At 44.7% G+C, this 18,183-nt stretch carries 17 protein-coding genes; 12 read left to right on the forward strand and 5 right to left on the reverse strand.

The features are described 5' to 3' along the window. Positions 1-35: 35 nt before the first annotated feature. On the forward strand, positions 36-803 hold the full coding sequence (locus tag ACG1BZ_RS11190; RefSeq protein WP_413665703.1) for a S1/P1 nuclease: 768 nt from the start codon (positions 36-38) through the stop codon (positions 801-803). A 968-nt stretch (positions 804-1,771) separates the two neighbouring features. Then, positions 1,772-2,344, forward strand: coding sequence for a hypothetical protein (locus tag ACG1BZ_RS11195; RefSeq protein ID WP_413665704.1), 573 nt, complete (start codon positions 1,772-1,774; stop codon positions 2,342-2,344). Between the two features lie 141 nt (positions 2,345-2,485). Here the strand turns inward: ACG1BZ_RS11195 and ACG1BZ_RS11200 are convergent, their stop codons facing one another. Further along, positions 2,486-3,325 (reverse strand): aldo/keto reductase, encoded by an 840-nt coding sequence (locus ACG1BZ_RS11200; RefSeq protein WP_413665705.1) that lies wholly within the window; start codon positions 3,323-3,325, stop codon positions 2,486-2,488. Positions 3,326-3,633: 308 nt separating this feature from the next. On the opposite strand from ACG1BZ_RS11200, the gene ACG1BZ_RS11205 reads away from it, so the two are divergent. From ACG1BZ_RS11205 to ACG1BZ_RS11235, 7 genes are all read left to right on the forward strand, one after another. Beyond that, positions 3,634-3,972, forward strand: coding sequence for a hypothetical protein (locus ACG1BZ_RS11205; RefSeq protein WP_413665706.1), 339 nt, complete (start codon positions 3,634-3,636; stop codon positions 3,970-3,972). A gap of 269 nt (positions 3,973-4,241) precedes the next feature. Then, a complete protein-coding gene (locus ACG1BZ_RS11210) occupies positions 4,242-4,628 on the forward strand; it encodes a c-type cytochrome (RefSeq protein WP_413665707.1) in 387 nt (128 codons plus the stop codon). Between the two features lie 5 nt (positions 4,629-4,633). Further along, positions 4,634-6,028 (forward strand): D-arabinono-1,4-lactone oxidase, encoded by a 1,395-nt coding sequence (locus ACG1BZ_RS11215; protein WP_413665708.1) that lies wholly within the window; start codon positions 4,634-4,636, stop codon positions 6,026-6,028. 41 nt (positions 6,029-6,069) lie between these two features. Beyond that, positions 6,070-7,359, forward strand: a complete 1,290-nt coding sequence (locus tag ACG1BZ_RS11220) for a DSD1 family PLP-dependent enzyme (protein ID WP_413665709.1) — start codon at positions 6,070-6,072, stop codon at positions 7,357-7,359. 91 nt (positions 7,360-7,450) lie between these two features. After that, the gene (locus ACG1BZ_RS11225) at positions 7,451-7,876 is read left to right on the forward strand and encodes a hypothetical protein (protein WP_413665710.1); all 426 of its coding nucleotides are present in this window, start codon (positions 7,451-7,453) and stop codon (positions 7,874-7,876) included. 427 nt (positions 7,877-8,303) lie between these two features. Continuing rightward, entirely contained in the window at positions 8,304-9,023 is a 720-nt protein-coding gene (locus tag ACG1BZ_RS11230; RefSeq protein ID WP_413665711.1) for a hypothetical protein, read from the forward strand. Positions 9,024-10,597: 1,574 nt separating this feature from the next. After that, positions 10,598-11,593, forward strand: coding sequence for an alpha/beta fold hydrolase (locus tag ACG1BZ_RS11235; RefSeq protein ID WP_413665712.1), 996 nt, complete (start codon positions 10,598-10,600; stop codon positions 11,591-11,593). A gap of 377 nt (positions 11,594-11,970) precedes the next feature. On the opposite strand, the gene ACG1BZ_RS11240 is transcribed toward ACG1BZ_RS11235, so the two are convergent. The 3 genes from ACG1BZ_RS11240 to ACG1BZ_RS11250 all read right to left on the reverse strand — a co-directional run bounded on the left by ACG1BZ_RS11240 (position 11,971) and on the right by ACG1BZ_RS11250 (position 13,874). Next, a complete protein-coding gene (locus ACG1BZ_RS11240) occupies positions 11,971-12,207 on the reverse strand; it encodes a hypothetical protein (protein WP_413665713.1) in 237 nt (78 codons plus the stop codon). A 1-nt stretch (position 12,208) separates the two neighbouring features. Beyond that, positions 12,209-12,604 (reverse strand): hypothetical protein, encoded by a 396-nt coding sequence (locus tag ACG1BZ_RS11245; protein ID WP_413665714.1) that lies wholly within the window; start codon positions 12,602-12,604, stop codon positions 12,209-12,211. A gap of 361 nt (positions 12,605-12,965) precedes the next feature. Further along, the gene (locus ACG1BZ_RS11250) at positions 12,966-13,874 is read right to left on the reverse strand and encodes a LysR family transcriptional regulator (RefSeq protein WP_413665715.1); all 909 of its coding nucleotides are present in this window, start codon (positions 13,872-13,874) and stop codon (positions 12,966-12,968) included. Between the two features lie 151 nt (positions 13,875-14,025). Between ACG1BZ_RS11250 and ACG1BZ_RS11255 the strand changes: the two genes are divergently transcribed. From ACG1BZ_RS11255 to ACG1BZ_RS11265, 3 genes are all read left to right on the forward strand, one after another. Further along, a complete protein-coding gene (locus ACG1BZ_RS11255) occupies positions 14,026-15,036 on the forward strand; it encodes an NADP-dependent oxidoreductase (protein ID WP_413665716.1) in 1,011 nt (336 codons plus the stop codon). Positions 15,037-15,297: 261 nt separating this feature from the next. After that, positions 15,298-15,954, forward strand: coding sequence for a DUF6962 family protein (locus tag ACG1BZ_RS11260; protein ID WP_413665717.1), 657 nt, complete (start codon positions 15,298-15,300; stop codon positions 15,952-15,954). Between the two features lie 51 nt (positions 15,955-16,005). Continuing rightward, positions 16,006-16,599, forward strand: coding sequence for a cytochrome b (locus ACG1BZ_RS11265; RefSeq protein WP_413665718.1), 594 nt, complete (start codon positions 16,006-16,008; stop codon positions 16,597-16,599). Positions 16,600-16,867: 268 nt separating this feature from the next. On the opposite strand, the gene arsJ is transcribed toward ACG1BZ_RS11265, so the two are convergent. Then, positions 16,868-18,115, reverse strand: a complete 1,248-nt coding sequence (gene arsJ, locus ACG1BZ_RS11270) for an organoarsenical effux MFS transporter ArsJ (RefSeq protein ID WP_413665719.1) — start codon at positions 18,113-18,115, stop codon at positions 16,868-16,870. Positions 18,116-18,183 lie beyond the last annotated feature (68 nt).

The following is an 18,183-nucleotide window of genomic DNA, read 5'->3' on the forward strand; positions in this document are numbered from 1 at the left end:
CCCGTATAACAGTTGCACTATTCGGACTCACAGCTATGACACAAGCACACGCTTGGGGAGATGATGGTCACAGGGTCGTTGGAGAAATTGCATGGCATTACCTGGACCCGGAGGTAGCCGCCGAAATAGAGTTGCTCCTTGATGAAGTCGGTGAGCCGCACCTAGCTGAATCCACAACTTGGGCTGATCGAATTAGGTCTGATGAGACTTATAACTGGGCTGCGCCGCTTCACTATATAAACTTGTCTCGAGACTGGTCTGCTTATGTTGAGGAGCGGGATTGCCCAGCTGCAGGATGCATATTGAAGGCGATTCAAAGATATCAGGAAGTATTGGCCGATCGCTCGCGCACCAAGACGGAGCGTGCAGAAGCACTGATGTTTATTGCCCACTTTGTTGGCGACCTTCATCAGCCATTACATACCGGATTATTTTCAGATAAAGGAGGTAATGATGTGGAAGTCCAATTCTATGGGGTCGAAACGAATTTACACGCGCTCTGGGACATCCATATGGTCGCCCGTTTGTTTTTAGACTGGCAAGATTATGCTCAGGAGCAAACGGATAAAATTAGTGCGGCTGAGAGGCAGATCTGGCAGTCTACCTCGGCCGAAGTTTGGGCCCGGGAGTCTCATCACTTAGCCCATGGTCTCGCCTATACCAGCGAAACACAACTTGGGGAAAAGTACTTTCTGCGCTGTCAGGACTCCCTTGAAAAGCGTTTGCAGCAGGGGGGAGTTCGCCTGGCCTCTGTTCTAAACAGTGTACTTGGTAACCCTGCGATCGATGTGGCTAATAAGTAAATTCTTTCTTGGGGCTCGCCTCAGTCTACGCCATTGATGTGGTGAGCCAAAAGTGAAGCTTCAAAATCAGTCGAATTATCCTCTTTTATCTTTGTTTTCTTGATGTCTATTGGTTAATTAATTGGAATGTCATCAATTTGTCCGATAAGCAGTCGGTAATTGCCTAGAACTGTAGATATGTAAAGTTATCTATTTCGAAAGATAGCTGAAATTTGCAATCATTATCCCCATTTAAATGTTTGCTCAAGTAGCTCGTGAGTAATGCGATTGAGCAGGTTGGAGAGGGAAAGTTAAAGGCGATTGTGGATGAGAGAAAGGATCTTTAGAGTAGCTTTCCCTCAGCCTTTTGAGTCTTCCTTGTACAGCTATGCCTATAAAAGGAATCCTTTATGCGGGAGTTTTTAGTATGTGAGTTCTCTTATGGTTGTTGTTTTGTAATTTCCTATTAATTTTCATGATTCAACTATATTTGGTGATAAGCAAATAATATCTAATAACTGCTTTATATCTTTTCATATCTTGAGTTTTATTATGGGCCCATTGGGTTGTTTGCGATTCTCTGATAAATTTTAGAGGATACATAACTCCTATTTTACTTTGCCTCTCAGTTACCCCTTCACTTCAGCTTGAAATATTTCCCGTGTTGACACGGTAGTACCAGATTTGGTATCAAATAATCTCGAGTTATATAGAAAGTCTGTCAATTTTCATTAGGTCCTGAGTAATAAAAATAATAATTCAGTGGCTTTAGCGATGAATTGAAAGAGTTCTTGAATTGTCAAAATATTAAATAACAATTTTGGCAAAAAATTTCATAGTCGTTATGGAGGATGTGGGCGATGAGCGGAAGAGGTTTTAATCCTAGGGCGTGTGGAGGATACTTTGCAGGTATTTGTTTTGTATCCAGTTTGAGGTCATACGGTTCTCTTTTTTCCAGGTTTTACGCGCAGTGGTGGAATAATGGTGGGGTGGAAAGTTCTCTGGGTAGAACATGGAATGGTCACACGGCATTAATATCAGGTCACAATGGTGTTATCGATACTATTGTAGGTTGGGACCCCAACAGTTCTTGGGATGCATTTAAAGGCTCAGTGGGCGGGCGTCACAATAGTATGAGGCCTATTGCTGGTCGTTGGCGTGATGATACAGGGATGAATGCAGACCCAACAGCTCAGTATTATGGCCTGCAAGTTAGCCAGACACAGCATGGTAATTTCAGAGATTTTTTGCAGCAAGATCTTTTGGGTACCCAGGGTTTCGGGCCCCACCTCAATAATATCGGAGTCTCATACCATTATGCATTTGCCCCAGGAAAGTGGATGGAGCGTTTGAGTTCCCTTGAGGGGAATAATAATGGTCAGCTGCAAGTCATTTCCAACTGTTCAGATGCTGCCTTCCATGTGCTTGCAAGCTTTCTTTATGAGTGGCGAAAGGCAAATCTGGTAACCGAACTGGCATCTTTCATGAATAATGGGGATGAGAAAAATAAAAATATGTCCCAGGGACGCTTGATGCAGTGGTCAAGCCAGATGGGGCCGTAGAACAAATATACTTGTCTGGTTGATGGGTGGTGTAACCGAATTAAAGTTACACCACCCAATTGTTAAGCAAGAGGTTAGTCTTAATAAATTATTTTTTGCGTAAGCCAAGTAATCAATAATTTGTTAGGCTGAAAGCTGGATCTAGGGAACTTCAATCCCCTTAGAGGCGGTCCATATTCTATACCACTGCTCTCTACTCAAGTTGAGTTTCAGGCTTTCTATCGCCGACTGAACGCGCTCAATTTTTCCCGACCCCATAATTGCTAGGGGCTTGGAGGGAAAGCGTCGTACCCACGCATAGATTACCTGGTCAATACTGGCTGCCCCGATTTCCTCCTTGATATCTTCCAGGGTGATTCGTAACCGTGTTGCCTGGGTGCTTGATCCACTAAAAACTTCCCCTCCAGCTAAGCAGGACCAAGCCATAGGATGAATTCTATATTGCTGCAGTTGATCCAGAGTTCCATCCTCTGCAGCGCTAAAATTGATAGGATTAATCTCGACCTGATTTGTCACCAGTGGTGAACTCAGGCGGGACTGCAACAAATCAAATTGCTGGGAGGTAAAGTTGGAAACGCCGAAATGTAATACCTTACCGGACTTCTGCAGTTCGGCGAATGTGCTGGCAATTTCATCTGCATCCATCAAAACATCAGGTCGATGAAGAAGCAGGATGTCGATGTGCTCTACACCGAGGTGGGCTAAGGAGTTATTAACCGAGTGCTGAATATGTTCAGCGCTAGAGTCATAGTACTTAACTTTCCTGTTTGGATATTTTTCAGAAAGCAATTTGATATTGCATTTGGTGACAATCTCGATGTGATTGCGAACAGATCTATCCAGCTTAAGGGCCTCGCCGAATAACTGTTCGCAGGAGTAATCTCCGTAAATATCAGCATGATCTACGGTGGTAACCCCTTTATCTATATGTTGCTTTAGGAATGTCAGGCGCTCCTGAGGGCTTAAATTCCAATCACTCACACGCCAGTAGCCTTGGACCAACTCTGACAGTTCTGGTCCTTTTGGAGAAGCTAGCACTCTATTAACCACTGAATACCTACCTGATCGAAAAGCATTAGGGTATTCCTGTTCCTGTTGATACTCAACGCCTAAAGTAGAAGGGTAGGCAGCCCAAAGTCGCCATCGGTGTCATAAATGTCATTGAGTCATGTTGATCGTTGAGCTAGCTGACAACTGAAACCGGAGCAACTTTAGAGTCATTTCTCAATGCCCTGATGTTCTGAGGATCACTAAAGAGGCTTGGGCTTTTACCTTCACAGGAGCACCGCATGGTTAGTACCGAGGAAAAAGTTTCCGGCTGGTTGATAATTACTTACTCAATTTTGATGTTATTGATATCCAGCGCAATATTGTTATTCCTATACGCAGTTTTTGGGAATTCAATTTTAAGTATGCCATTCAATATATTCAGTCTTATGGGGTTGATGATAATACTGTTTGCGTCTTTGAATATTTTGGGGGTCTTTGCTGGCATTGCTGTCCTTTTGGATAAAAGGTATGCCCCAGAATTAGCTTTAATATTTTCAACAGTGAGTGTACTAAATGTTCCGCTGGGCACCTTGGTCGGCGGTTTCTATTTATGGCTATATATTCGTAAATATAAATAGCTCTTTTTGATGTTTGCAAAGCCTGTCTACTGTTAACAAGAGTCATTTTATCTCTGTAATAAATGCTGATTTTAACTTCGAGATGTGCATAGGCTTTGGTTCTCTAAGTGGTACGCAAATAAATTACGATAGAAATAATTGAGAACAGGCAACTCAAGTAGTTGTTTTAGCAGTCATCATGATTAACAATAGTGCCAGCGATATGTACACGATAGCTTTGGCAATAGCCAAAAAGAAATAAACAACAATAATGTAGTAGGTGTACGCATATGGAACTGGAAGTCTTGCGCCGGAGCTTTAAGCTCTTGTCTCTTTTTTTGGTACTAAATGTCATTCAAGGATGTTCTGAGCCTCCACAGGATAGTGAAAAAAGCCGGGCAATTTTGACCCAAAGAGCGCTGTCTCTTGCGCCCACTGATCCGGAAATCGCTGAAATATATACTCGCACTTGCCGCAGCTGTCACAGCACTGGCGCCAGCGCCGCACCCCTTACCGGAGATTTGGCCAACTGGAAGCCCCGTATGGAGAAGGGGATGGATGTGTTGGTGGAAAATGCGATCAATGGGTTCCAGGGTATGCCGCCACTAGGCCTTTGTTTTGAGTGCTCCCCCGAGCAGTTTGAACAGTTGATTGTTTTTATGGCTACAGCGGAGTAAAGGATATGGGGTTCAATCGTCGCCAGTTTATTAATTCTATTGCGATCGGCTCCGCATCATTAGCGGCCGCGCCCATCTCATCAGTTGCACGCACCTTATTGCAAGCTGCAGCCCCACCGACAAAAAAAGCGGGTGTTCGATGGCGGAACTGGTCTGGTTCACAAGAGTGTCTGCCGGCCCATCGTCTGGCTCCCAAAGATATTCCCGCACTGCAAACGATAATTGCGGAAGCGCAAGGTACGGTCAGGGCGGTAGGTGCGGGCCACTCCTTCACTGCACTGGTACCCACTGACGATACAATTATTTCATTGGGCCGCATTACCGGCGTTGCCGATCACGATTCCGACAAGGTCCAGGCGACAATCTACGCTGGCACCCGTGTAGCAGACATTGGCCAACCCTTAGAGGACATCGGTCAAGCGCTGATTAACCAACCAGATATCGATGAGCAGACTTTAGGTGGTTGCCTGGCAACCGCGACCCATGGAACCGGTGCAGGCTTGGGTTGTATGTCCAGCTATGCAACGGGTATGGAACTGGTGACCGCTGGGGGGGATACGCTCTGGTGTGATGGTGAGCAAAACCCCGAGGTGTTCGCGGCAGCGCAAGTATCCCTTGGCAGCCTGGGTATGGTGACCAAGGTGCGTATGCAGAACCAGCCCAGCTACCGTTTGCGTCGTGAATCTTGGGTAGCGCCCCTGGAAGAGGTGTTGGATCAGGCTCCAGAATTGGCAGAGGCCAATCGGAACTTTGAATTTTACTATATCCCATTTTCTGGGATGTGCATGGCTGATTCCCACCAGCCGACCACAGAGGAAATCTTCTCTACGGAGCGGGAAGATACTAATGAAGCGGTGATGACCCTGAAATCCGTGCGGGACTGGCTGGGTTGGTCACCGAAGTTGCGCCAGTTTGCGCTGCAAAATGCGATGGAAGATATCGAGAGGGAAGTCGTTGTCGAGTCCTCCTGGCGGAATTACGCCAGTGAGCGAAACGTACGTTTCAATGAAATGGAGTACCACTTGCCCCGCGAGGACGGTTTGAAAGCCTTCGCGGAAATACGTCGAACGATTGAGGAAAATAACCTGGATGTTTTCTTCCCTATCGAGGTGCGTTTCGTTAAAGCTGACGATATCTGGCTGAGTCCGTTTTATAAGCAAGATTCCGTGTCCATCGCCATACACCGCTACTTTGAAGAGGACCACCTACCGCTATTTCAGGCCATTGAGCCCATTATGCGCAAATATGGGGGCCGCCCGCACTGGGGCAAGTTAAACAAGCTACAAGGCTCGGACTTTGCCGAGCTCTACCCTCAGTGGCAGGATTTTCTTGAGGTTCGCCGAGAGCTGGACCCCAGTGGTAAGTTCTTAAACCCCTATCTGAAAACGCTTTTTACCTGAGCAACGCTGCTCAGCAGTGAACCCTCAAAGAGGAAAGCACAATGGATATCAAGCGACGAAAGCTAATACTAGGTGGGGTCGCATTAGGAGCGGTGGCAGGTGTCGCCGTTCTTCGCCCTAAAGCGCAAGGGCAGGGAGGGCACAGCAAATACTTCTCCAGTGTTTCTAAAGCTCTGGATAATGCCGGCTTTTCTGGTCCCACATTAGTCATAGACTTGGAAAATCTGCAAAAGAACGCCGATATATTAGCCGGCCACCTCAGAGGTCACTATGACTACCGGATAGTGGCTAAATCTTTGCCCTCGCTAAACCTGCTGGATGCTATTACTCAGCGAACAAATACCAATCGCATCATGGTATTCCAGCTGCCATTTTTACAGAAACTGGTTAAATCTTATCCAGCGAGTGATATTTTACTGGGTAAACCTCTGCCGATTTCTGCGGCAAAGGCCTTTTATTTTGGCACTAGGGCGGAGCATTTTGATCCTACGCGGCAGTTACAGTGGCTGGTTGACAGCCCCCGCAGACTTAATCAGTACGCCGATCTGGCGCGATCGCTCAAACAATCCTTGCGAATTAATATCGAGATTGATGTAGGCCTACACCGGGGTGGCATTGCCAGTGCGGAAGATCTCTCCGCGATGCTCGGTATCATTCAGCGGGAACCCTATTTGGAATTTTCCGGTTTTATGGGTTACGACGCCCACGCCGCAAAAATGCCAGGTGTTCTCGGTGGACCTGAAAAGGCAATCACTCGGGGGTTGGATATTTACCAAAGCAGGGTGGAGCAAACTAAGATCCAGCTTGGAAGTGCATTCCCGAAGGCGGCCACTTTGAACGCTGCCGGTAGCCCAACCTACCAACTGTACAAATCCCGAGCAGACCGGGCTCCCTGTAACGAGATTGCCGCTGGCTCGTGCCTGGTTAAACCGGTGGGCTTTGATATTCCCACTCTGTCTGATCATTTACCAGCGGCGTATATCGCAAGTCCGGTATTGAAGAAATTGTCACAGACACAGATACCCGGCATAGAAGGGCTCACCAGACCCTTTAGTTGGTTGAACCCAAATCGGGAGCAAAGCTTCTTTATATCTGGCGGCTACTGGAAGGCGGAGCCAGAATCACCAAAAGGTCTATCGATCAACCCCATCTATGGCCGCTCCAGCAACCAAGAAATGCTGAATGGCTCAAAAAAGGTACTGCTGAATGAAGACGACTGGGTCTTTCTCCGGCCCACACAGAGTGAGTCCGTGTTCCTGCAGTTTGGTGATATTGCGGTCTATAGCAAAGGCGAGATAGTGGATCTCTGGCCGGTAATGAGTAATTCCTGAGGATTCAACCCTTGCTACGGGGTTAGTACAAATTTGTTTAATAAACGTACTGACCTTAGTGGCGGGCAAATAACAAGTCTTGGAGATATTGATGATCTATGAAGTTGTTTTGGTGTTAAACACGATTTGGTTTCTGATGGGATTTAACGTTTTCTCTTTGAGGAACCATATATTTGCGAAGTTACTGGTACCCAGGGAACAAAGGGATACCCCCGTATTTAATATCTTGGCAGAATCGGGAAAATTTCTGGGTGGTTTTAACCTGTCGTTGGCGCTACTCAATATACTACTGCTAATCAGCCCCTCAGTATTTGCTACGGAGGTGCAACGCGCTACGTTGCTGCTGGTGTTTGCTGTCACTCACGGAACACAGTTTATTTACAATGTCCCGGTAGCCCTACAAAACCGAAAAGGTGAAGGGCCGTGGCAAGTTAAAGGCGTGATGCGTTTTATCTTTATCACTGACTTTATAATGATGTCACTGAATCTAATAGCCGCACTTTGGATACTCCTCTGAATTTTAAACCCTATGAAATTCGGTCACGATGCTTGTTGTGGCCGATAATGATCAGCATGCCAAATCAGTAGTGAGAATGTCATTGCTAAAGTCGATGGGCGAACTTTAATTTCAACAGAAAACGTCGGCGTATAATGTCTCTATTGCAGTTATTGGGTCAAACTAAATAGGTACCCAATGATGTGTCGGTGGTGTTTATATTGGTTTTCTCTGGACAAAATTTGAGTCATTTCTTACGGCGCAGTACACAGGTGATTGTGTGCTCAGGATTGCTGATATTATATTCAGGGCATGGGAGGGATTGTTAGTTCCCCCCAATTTGACTATTTGCTTATCTGATTTCAGGCGGATAATTTCCCTCGCTTTCCAAGTTTATGAGTTGACAACTAGTTGCTAACGGAATTTCCTCAATTATAGGGGCGACATAATGTACTTTAGAGTTAGTTCTGCGGGGTATAATATTTCAGGCGATATTGAATGGTTTGCGAGCTCTAAGCCATTCAATCCTCCGCAAGGGATTGTGCATAGGTCACTGCATAACCAAACAGGAGTTATAGGTCCATTGCCAGGAGATATGGCTCGCTCTGCTATGGGGCTAATTAGCGGTGGTTTGGGAGAAATAATTGGGGATCGAGATTCTGGACTGGGGCGCAGCTGGGAGAGACTTCACCTAATTGGAGTAAGCGCGGGTATTTTACATGAACGCCGTTACTCTAATTACAATACGATCATTGGCAGTCATGGCCTCAATACTGCGATGATCCCCTTTGAGGGTATTGCGAACTGGGTCTTAAATCAAAATCGTAAATTTTTCTATATTGTCAATGTGGACAAACAAAAAGTACTTAACTTTACGGATCGAAATGGAAACGTCAGAGTAGAATCTGTACCCACGAAGCTCCGTCAGGCCATCACATATACATCGGAGCTGGACCCTAATATTTGGATTACTATACGGCAAGAACACCATGACTCTCGGACAGCAAGTTTAGCTGATAATCAAGCTATTGATTACAGTGCAAGTATTACTGATGAGCTGAAAATGAAAAAAAGTAATTGGGAGCGTATTCGGGGTCGAATAGCCGCTATTGATCAACAGATTATAGATTGCCAAAATAATGCTCGCTGGAATCTGATAGACCTTTGACTTCCTGCTGATAACTATTTTGAAAACAATAAGCTGATTATATTGTTTGTAACTAATTATGGTAACTTTGCGAATTAAGGCGGCCCGATTCTCTAGAGTTTAACTAGATTAATGAATTAGTATAAAAGGAGCTCATATATTACTTATCCGCGCTTAACCAAGTAACCGATAAATAGCGGGCTAAATGCCGATATTTTAATGGTCACCCTTAGAGTCACCTTCTTTGGCTTAAGTATTGAGCAGCATGCGATTCAGTAGCGTGATAGGATAGCTAATAAGGGCCGCTTACTAGACTCAGTAGGTATCTAAAATAAACCACCCAAGTAACACTTAAATTGGGTATGTAAATACCTCAGGCATATTAGGCATAATAAAATGACCAAATATCAACAATATGTTAATATTTTCATGAATTCCTAGAATGCTTATAGGTAGCCTACGAGCATCTGGTAGTAATTGAGATGGATAAGGGCTGGCGATGTCGTACGATCCTGTGACCTGGTTCAGGATATCGAAAAGCTCATCCTTGAAGTATCATTTGGGTTTATTGAGTATGAGAATTCTAAAGATTTTGGTCATATCGGGCTCGATTCTGTTCACTGGTTGTACAGTTTTTCTTGGAGAGCCGGACACTAGAGTTAAGCGATTTGGTGATTGGGAGCTTTGCACAAAGCTGGCCGATAAAACTTTTAAATATCATTCTCAATGGCACTGGGCTATAGCCAATGAGATTAAGGCTAGGGATCTGGGGACTTCACAGCGATGTAAGTCAACGTATACCGCAAGGATGAATCGTTTTACAGCTAGGAGCGTGATTAAGTCTGTTTCATTTGAGGATGCCTTGAACCATAATTTTGAGTAATTCCAATACATGCCAGCTATCAAGCGTCCTTTATTTGTAGTTGACGATGGCTGGCAATACCTGCCACATGGACTTGTGTACCTCTTTCAAATCAAGTTACTTAAAAGCTTGATTGGATAGTATTATCAAGCCTTATACTGGAGAATAGGGCTGTATTGTTGTTTCAATAGCACCCAATAATAGCTTCTTAGGCAGTAGGAAAAACATGACCCGGATGGCATAGCTGTGCCGGGCCTTTAAGTTATCAATTGACGACGGGTCAGCTTTATCCTTTCATTTATTCAGGCCTATAGCTTGATTTCATGATGCTGTGCAGGTAGAAGCCATCTTTCTAGTGATTGACAAGCTTGCTTTGGTATTCTGCTTTACGCTAGTTTGATTAGCAATGGATAGAATGGTTGACCTATATATTCACTAGGAATGTCTTTTTTCGCTTTTACTTATTCCAGTAATGGGTTAGTTGTGTGCATTTAATCAATTATCGTTGGATGGTAATCTATTTTATGAGTAGGGTTTCAGAGGTGTTCTGGTAAGGTTGCCCTTTGATGTTATGAGGCTTGAATTTACTATTTATCTTTGAAGTAATTCAACTCGACTCTTTTTCCTATATCTTTGACATATAACTGTGAGACTCTTCACAAAAGGTAGTGTGCCACCTAATGGTACTTCAGCTCATTTGCCTAAGAATATAGTTGATATGGTGATTACATCGATGTTTAAGCATGCCCGATTGGTTCTTCTATTTGTTGCCTTGCTTTCCAATATGGCGGTTGGACAGCAAGTAAATGATATCCAGAGTATTAAAAGTAATGACACAAATTTGTATGTGGAAGTTGCAGGGCAAGATGAAGGCAAGCCTTTGTTGCTATTTTTACATGGCGGGCCTGGGGATGTGGAGTTGGGGTTGGTTCCATTTCAGGTAAAAATTGGGAAAACTCTGGAAGATGATTATTTAGTTGCCTATATGCATCAAAGAGGGGCAGGGAAATCCCCTGAAGTTAAGGAAGATACCTTAACGATTGATAATAATATTGAGGATGTGCGCAATGTAGTTAATTTTCTCCGGACCCATTATAAAAAAGACAAGTTTATTCTGATTGGCCATTCATGGGGTGGTGCTTTAGCTGCTCTTTATGCAGGAAAATATCCAGAAGAATTAGCTAGCATAGTATTTATTTCCTCATTCCAAAATGGAAAGGTTCAGTCTAAAACAAGCCTTGATGCAACCCTAAAATGGGCAATGCAGGAAAATAATGAACATGCAATGCACGAATTGAAGCAATATCAAGAGAACCCAGGAGAGAACCATCTTTTACTCGCAAAGTGGGCAAGTAGGGCGAATGATGGTATCGCAAACGGGGTGGATATTCATGGCTTTATAGCAGATCAAAAGATAAATGAGCAGTTTCCTGGGTGGCAACAGCAGCGGGGAAACTTGGCGGATAAAATGGAGAGGGAGCTTCAGGCCTTAAATGTTAATGCTGAGGTCGATAGCTTGGAGATTCCAGCATTATTCATGGTTGGTGAAAAGGATACAATAACCACTCCTTCTCAAGTTAAAGATGATTTTGCGCGATATCGTGGGCCAAAGTGCCTTACTATACTTAAAGATAGCCATCATCTTCCATTTTTTGATGCCGATGAAGAACTTGGTGAAACCTTACTGCAGTTCTTAGAGAGTGGTCGTTGCTCGAAAACAGTTATTTAGCTAACTAGATATTTATAGTGCATTTTTTATCAGAGTTAGACACCTGATATAAGAGTTATGTTTATTCTGCATTCTCTTTCAATGTATTGATCGACACCCTCATTATACTGATGAGGGTGCTCACAAGTCTAAAGGGGGAGTAGGCATTATTTGATATCTAGGTCACCCATCTCAGTGTTGATGGCATTTAGGGGAATTTATTCAATAGTATAGAAATTGATAGGGGATCTACTACCAAGAGGGAGTTTCGCTAACTCATTCTAATACTGGTAATGCAGTTTCCATTATGGGGGCAATGGGGGCAGCCGCGACAATTTTTTCGTGCGGCTCTATTCGAGTAGATTTCGGGGCTGAGCTTAGATTGTTTGTTGCAAGAATTATGTGATTTCGAAAAAGCCCAGCAGCTCATCCTTACGACCGATATTTTGCGTATAAAATGCCCACTGGTCGTTTCCATCTCTCGCCCCGAATACCCGTGCACAAGTATCGTAGTATGAGGTACCAAGTTTTGCTTGCTTTTTCTTGAAGCTTGCTCCTTTTCTACCCCCTTTGGGGCCACCTATTGAGAGTCTCCTCTCCTTGGTTGCATCGGGAGTTTTCACCATCTTCTCCAACTCATCTCTTTGTTCGCTCCCCTTGATGGTCCCCCCCCTGGGAAACATCACCTGCAACATGGATAACCGTTACACTTTTGCTTTGGTCGTCATGGTACTTGAAGGTCATTCGACAATTGCTGAGATGGGAGGTGAAGAAGTATGGGGGGCTTTTACTATCTAGAGTTACAGGCACAGCTTGTTGTCGAGCCCAGGTGAGGTATGTTGCTTTCTTGCCAGAACCTCCGCTTTTTACCATCATGATTTTATTGGGTTTTACAAATTCAAAATCAAACTCAGTTTCGTAGGCTCCTGCTTTGTTATCGAAGGCCTCCGTATTAAAATCAAGTTCATAGGTTTTGAAGGCTGATTCAATGTCTTTTTCTAATAGGCTGATGAAGTCTTCATAACTTGGCATGGCTCAATCCTTATGTCGCCGGCTGTTCTGATATAAGCGGTTTGACCTGGTTTTATCAGTGCTAACTCCTCCATTTAGTTATTCATAGTTAAAGGTACTTTTGGCATGATTTCTACTTTTCAAACTAGCATACCTATCAATATGCCTCCAAATAAATCTAAGGGAAGCTTGAAGCAGATCAATTTTTAGTTTTATGGGGTTTTTATATGTCCACAGGGTGCGGGATATAAGCTTGTAGCCGAATATAAATTTTTTCGAACAATAAAGAGGGTGGAGTGCTTTTTTTAACGGCAGATTTTTTCAAGCTAGCATTATTAACCCATATAATTTAAGTAGCAATGCGAAAAACTTTGATATTCTTCTATCGTTCATTCAAATTTTCATAGATAAAATCTACGCAAAGCTTTATTTTGGGAATTTGGTATTTAGTGCGCTCATACAGAAGAAATACTCCCAGATCGCCACCGGGACTGACTGAGACTTTACCCTCGCAAGGTACCTGTACAAGCTCCCCTGTATCTAGATAGTTACAAATACTCCAGGAAGGTACGCAGAACATACCGCGGTGATTGAGGGCAGCTGCTGTTAATGCTTTGCCGTTATTGCTGATAACTTTTGGAGTCAACTTCAGGGGCTCCCAGTGCTCGTCATTGAGTATGTACCACTCAATGACGCCGCGCGGTCCCCGGTACTGCAAGGTAGCAATTGACTCAATCGCCGACTTGTTTAAAGGGAGGCAATACTCCAACTTGTCGATAAACTGCGGGGTGGCCACGAGGGTGAACTCATTATCCGATAGGCGTTTGGCAATAACATGCTCATCCGGGGCAAACCCTCCGCGAATCGCAACATCAACGGGATCTTTCCCTAACTGGGACAGGTCATCGTTATAGGTTAAGTCGAATACGATATTGGGGTAACGTTGGGCAAACTTCTCAAGAAGGGGGGTTAAATGCTGCTCTCCATAAGTTGGGAGGCAGCTGATACGTATCAGACCGTTGGGCGCTTCAAATGTCTGGCTAACCAGTTCATCAGCCTGTTCAAGCTGGCGAATTGCTTTACTTATCTTCGAATAGTAGAGCTTGCCGAGCTCAGTAACCTTGACTTGGCGGGTACTGCGTTGCAGTAACTCCACTCCTAAGGACTGCTCCAGATCTTTTACGCGGCGGGAGATTGATGAAGCGGGAACCTCAAATTCCTCAGCAACTGCAGTAAAGCTATTCAGTTCTACCACCCGCTTGAAGTAACGCAATGCTCTGATTTTGTCCATAATCAACTTCTAACTGTTTGTCATCGGCTCAAAATATTCCCCATTATTGCCAAAATGACAAAAGACTTATACCTATTACCACCTGTTTTTATGGTCGCAGTATGGGCACTATCGCTTTCAATGTTTGTTGAACCGATTGTTAGGATGACCAATGAAAGCTTTGAAAATGACTCGCTATGGGGATATTGATAGCAGCCTGGAGTTTCAGTCAGCTGAGGTTCCCACCCCCAAGGCTGGTGAAGTTTTGCTTCGGGTGCATGCGGCTAGCGTAAATCCAGTTGATAACATGATGGTGCGGGGGGAGCTTAAATCGGTACGAAAGGAAGTATTTCCGGTTGGTATTGGCCGGGATGTCAGCGGTGAAGTTGTAGTAGTGGGGAATAATGTTGCTGGATACAGTGTAGGGGACCTGGTGTTTTCCAGGGTGGGGGAGGATCATGTGGGCACTATTGCAGAATATCTCACCGTTAATGTTTCCCACTTGGCTGCAAAGCCCGAAAACTTGTCACACAGTGAAGCAGCGGGTATTCCGCTCGTTGGGCTGACCTCCTATCAGTCTTTGATCAAAGTTGCGGGTTTGAAGTCTGGCGAGAAAGTGCTGATACATGCAGGCTCAGGTGGTGTTGGCTCTATGGCAATCCAATTGGCGAAGTCTGTAGGCGCCTACGTGGTGACTACAACAAGTAGCGCGAATGTGGAGTGGGTGAAAGCACTTGGTGCCGACCTTGTTATTGATTATAAAAAAGATGACTACCGGCAATTACTATCTGATATGGATGTCGTGTTCGATACTTTGGGTGGTCAGTATGCTTTGGATGCATTTCAGGTCCTGAAAACTGGTGGGCGTGTTGTCTCTGTTAAAGGGGCTTTAGATCCGCAGACAGCTGAAGAGCTTGGGCTAGGTTGGTTGCTCCGCAAGCTAGTGGCGCTTAAGTCGCGAAAGCTAATGAAGGCAGCGAAGGACAAATCTGCGCTCTATCGAATGGTTATTATGGAAGCCAATGGAGGACAGCTGAATGAGTTGGGGGATCTGTACCAGCAGAAGATTCTTTCTCCAGTAATAGACAAGATCTATTCTTTAGAGCAAGGCAAAGAAGCTTTTTCATATCTCGCTTCAGGACGCGCTAAAGGCAAGGTGATTGTATCAGTTATAGCCAGTTAATAAGAGTTGAAACGATCAAAGTGTCAGTGCCGCCTTGAGATATAATGGCGCGCTGGCTCTTGTCTGTCTCTGTGCTTTTTAAACTTTGCATCTACCCCATTATTGAGGTTGCACTAGGGAAATTGATATTATTGAGTTTTCGTAGATGACACACCTATGTTCAATTGATCTTCAGAAAGTCTGATATATTGCTATAAAGGGTTACGATCTGGGTTGGATAGAGAATGTATATGAAAATGTGTCGACTATATTCGAAATAGAATGACTCTAGTACATGGCGAAATAGACCTATTAACTGCAATTACTAATGTCGGGCTGGCTCTGGTCGCATTTATTGGCGCCCTTTATTTGTTGGTGTTTGTAAGGAGGAAGCAGTGGAAAAGAAGTATTTGGCTTATTTTTTTCACTATCATGTTCATAGCCTCATTAGTGGCAGCTATCTATCACGGGTTTGAAATCCCTCCATATTTTCGAGTTTGTTTATGGTATGGAGTGCTTGTTTTACTTGGTTTGCTGATTTCTTCTTTTGTTCTTGCGGTTAGTGTAGATTTGGTGAATGAAGATTTTTCCAAAAGAGCTATTTTTCCAGTATTATTTATTTTTCTGATAGTTTTTGTTTTCTCGTTTTCACTTAAAGATAAAATTTTTGCCTTTGCTGTTTATCAGTTTTTAATCAGTGCAGTGGCTTTTATAGGGTATTCTATATTAGCCTTAAGGAGACAAAGCTCACCGCGTGGCAGTTGGTTTATGGCACTTGGCTCGATAGTTAGTATTGTTGCAATGGCTGTCCAGTTAGATGGAAGTTTATCAGTCAGTATCATTTGGGACCTTGATCATAATATTATCTATCATTTTGTCCAAGCGTTTGGTGTTGTACTCTTTATTTTGGGTTTACGTAGATTCTACTCGGAGAAATAGTAGGCGAATTGCCGATAGAATATAGTTTTCGGAAGTGGGAAAGAGATAGGAATGAGCCTGAGAAATCAACCTGACAGTTACGGTTCAGTAGCCAAGTGGCTACATTGGTTAACGGCCTTATTGTTTTTGGGTTCCTATATTTCAGTCTACTACCGCCAGTGGTTTACCCAAGAGGAAACACCGGCGAATTGGACTGCCTTGCAGTTACATCTATCTATTGGCGTCACCATTGGGGTGATCGTCATCTTAAGAATCGTATGGCGTCTCACTAATCCGCCACCGCCATTAGAACCAGGTAGCTCCCTGGAACACTTTGCCGCTCATACCGGTCATGTTCTTCTCTACTTGATTATGGTCGTCGCTCCGCTAACAGGGTATATCGGAACAGGTGTGGATACGGATTACTTTTTCCTGTTTGAAATTCCTAAGTTTGAGAGCACCCAAGCCTTTGTGGCGATAGTTCAGGATCGGATGGGGATGACATTCGAACAGTTTGAGAAGCCGGTCGATTTTATCCATAAAGAGATCCTGGGAGAGTGGGTGGTCTGGATCTTAATCCTGGGGCATGTAATGGCCGCTCTATATCACCACTACATCAAAAAGGATCGGACTTTGCTAAGAATGACCGTGACTAAAAAGCCATAGTTCTTGCGATGGTTTTGGCAGAAAGTAGTGGCAAATAGGCATTGAGTGCCAAATCCAGACATTTTAATCTCGAGTTTTTGCAGCTCCTGTGGAGCTGTGCACTTGGACTTGAGGTGGGTGTTATATGAGGTATTTGGTCCTTGCTTTGATTCTATTTCAAATGGGGTGCATACCTGAGTCCAAACTGTATCGAATCGTGCAGGTCGAAATGGTCCCTCAGCCTACTTGCCAGCCTTCGCTGGCAAGTAGCACTTATGCTGCTATCTGATCAGCTCCTACTTAAACTGCCAACCTCCTGAGCTCCGGTTTTGTGCCTGGGCAAACCCAGTGAAACCAGTGCGGTTAGCAGAAGAAAAGCACTGGAAATAAGTAGGCAAGCCACCAACCCCTGGGTTTGGAATACCCACCCCGAGAGCAGTGTCCCGAGTAATCGCCCAGCGGCATTTGCCATATAGTAGAAGCCCACATCCATAGAGACGCCATCTTCCCGAGCATAGGCAACTATCAAGTAGCTGTGTAAAGATGAGTTTACGGCGAAGAGTACAGCAAACATCAAAAGTCCACCCAGTACGGCGAGCTGTGGATCCACTCCTTTGTGTAATGCGATTGCGATTAATGCGGGCACTGCAGTGAGCGCTATTGCCCAGAATAGTGCGGTTCGACCATCCGGAGCCTGGGCTGAACGTGCCGTCGTGACCTTTGGGGCCTGGGTTTGCACTATGCCGTATCCGATCACCCAGGATGCCAGGAAGGTACCCACCTGCCAGTGGCTCCAACCGAACTGGCTGGCCAGGAAAATCGGTAGAGCTATAACAAACCAAACATCGCGGGAAGCAAACAAGAGTAAGCGCGCGGCCGACAATATGTTGACTGCGGGACTCTTGGAAAAGATATCTCTGAATCGGCTTTTTGCTTTGGCTTTCCCTAAGTCCCGCTTAAGAAATTTGAGACTCAATATCCAAACTATTCCAAGAGCTAGGGCCATCGATGCAATCGCGCCTTGAAAGCCAAGTGAGGCGAGTAGGGCACCGCCGAGAAAGAAGCCCAAGCCTTTTAGCGCGTTTTTCGAACCGGTAAGAAGGGCGACCCATCGATATAAGGTGCCACTGGCCTGATCGGGCACCAGTAACTTGATTGAGCTCTTCGCACTCATTTTATTCAGGTCTTTGGCGATACCGGAGAGGGCTTGGGCAGCCATAACCAAGGGGACCGAGAGATACTGACTGGGTGCCAGCAGCATGGAAAGAGCAACAACCTGTAAGGCCAGTCCCAAATTCATGGTCCGGTTGAGTCCAATCCGGGCACCGAGCCAACCGCCGACAAGATTAGTGACTACGCCAAAGAATTCGTAGAAAAGGAAAAGCAAGGCTATTTGCAAAGGGCTGTAGCCGAGTTCGTGAAAGTGCAGCAGCACCAGCATGCGCAGAGCGCCGTCAGTCAAAGTAAATGCCCAGTAATTGCCTGTTACCAGCAAGTATTGGCGCACTGGCGACGATAAATTGTGAAGAAACTGCATGATCTTGTTCTGTGTACTGCTACTTACTAAAAGCAGGAGGAAAAAATACGAGCTCATGGAGAGGCGTA

It is taken from the genome of Microbulbifer sp. CNSA002 (assembly GCF_047324085.1).
Lineage (GTDB): Bacteria > Pseudomonadota > Gammaproteobacteria > Pseudomonadales > Cellvibrionaceae > Microbulbifer.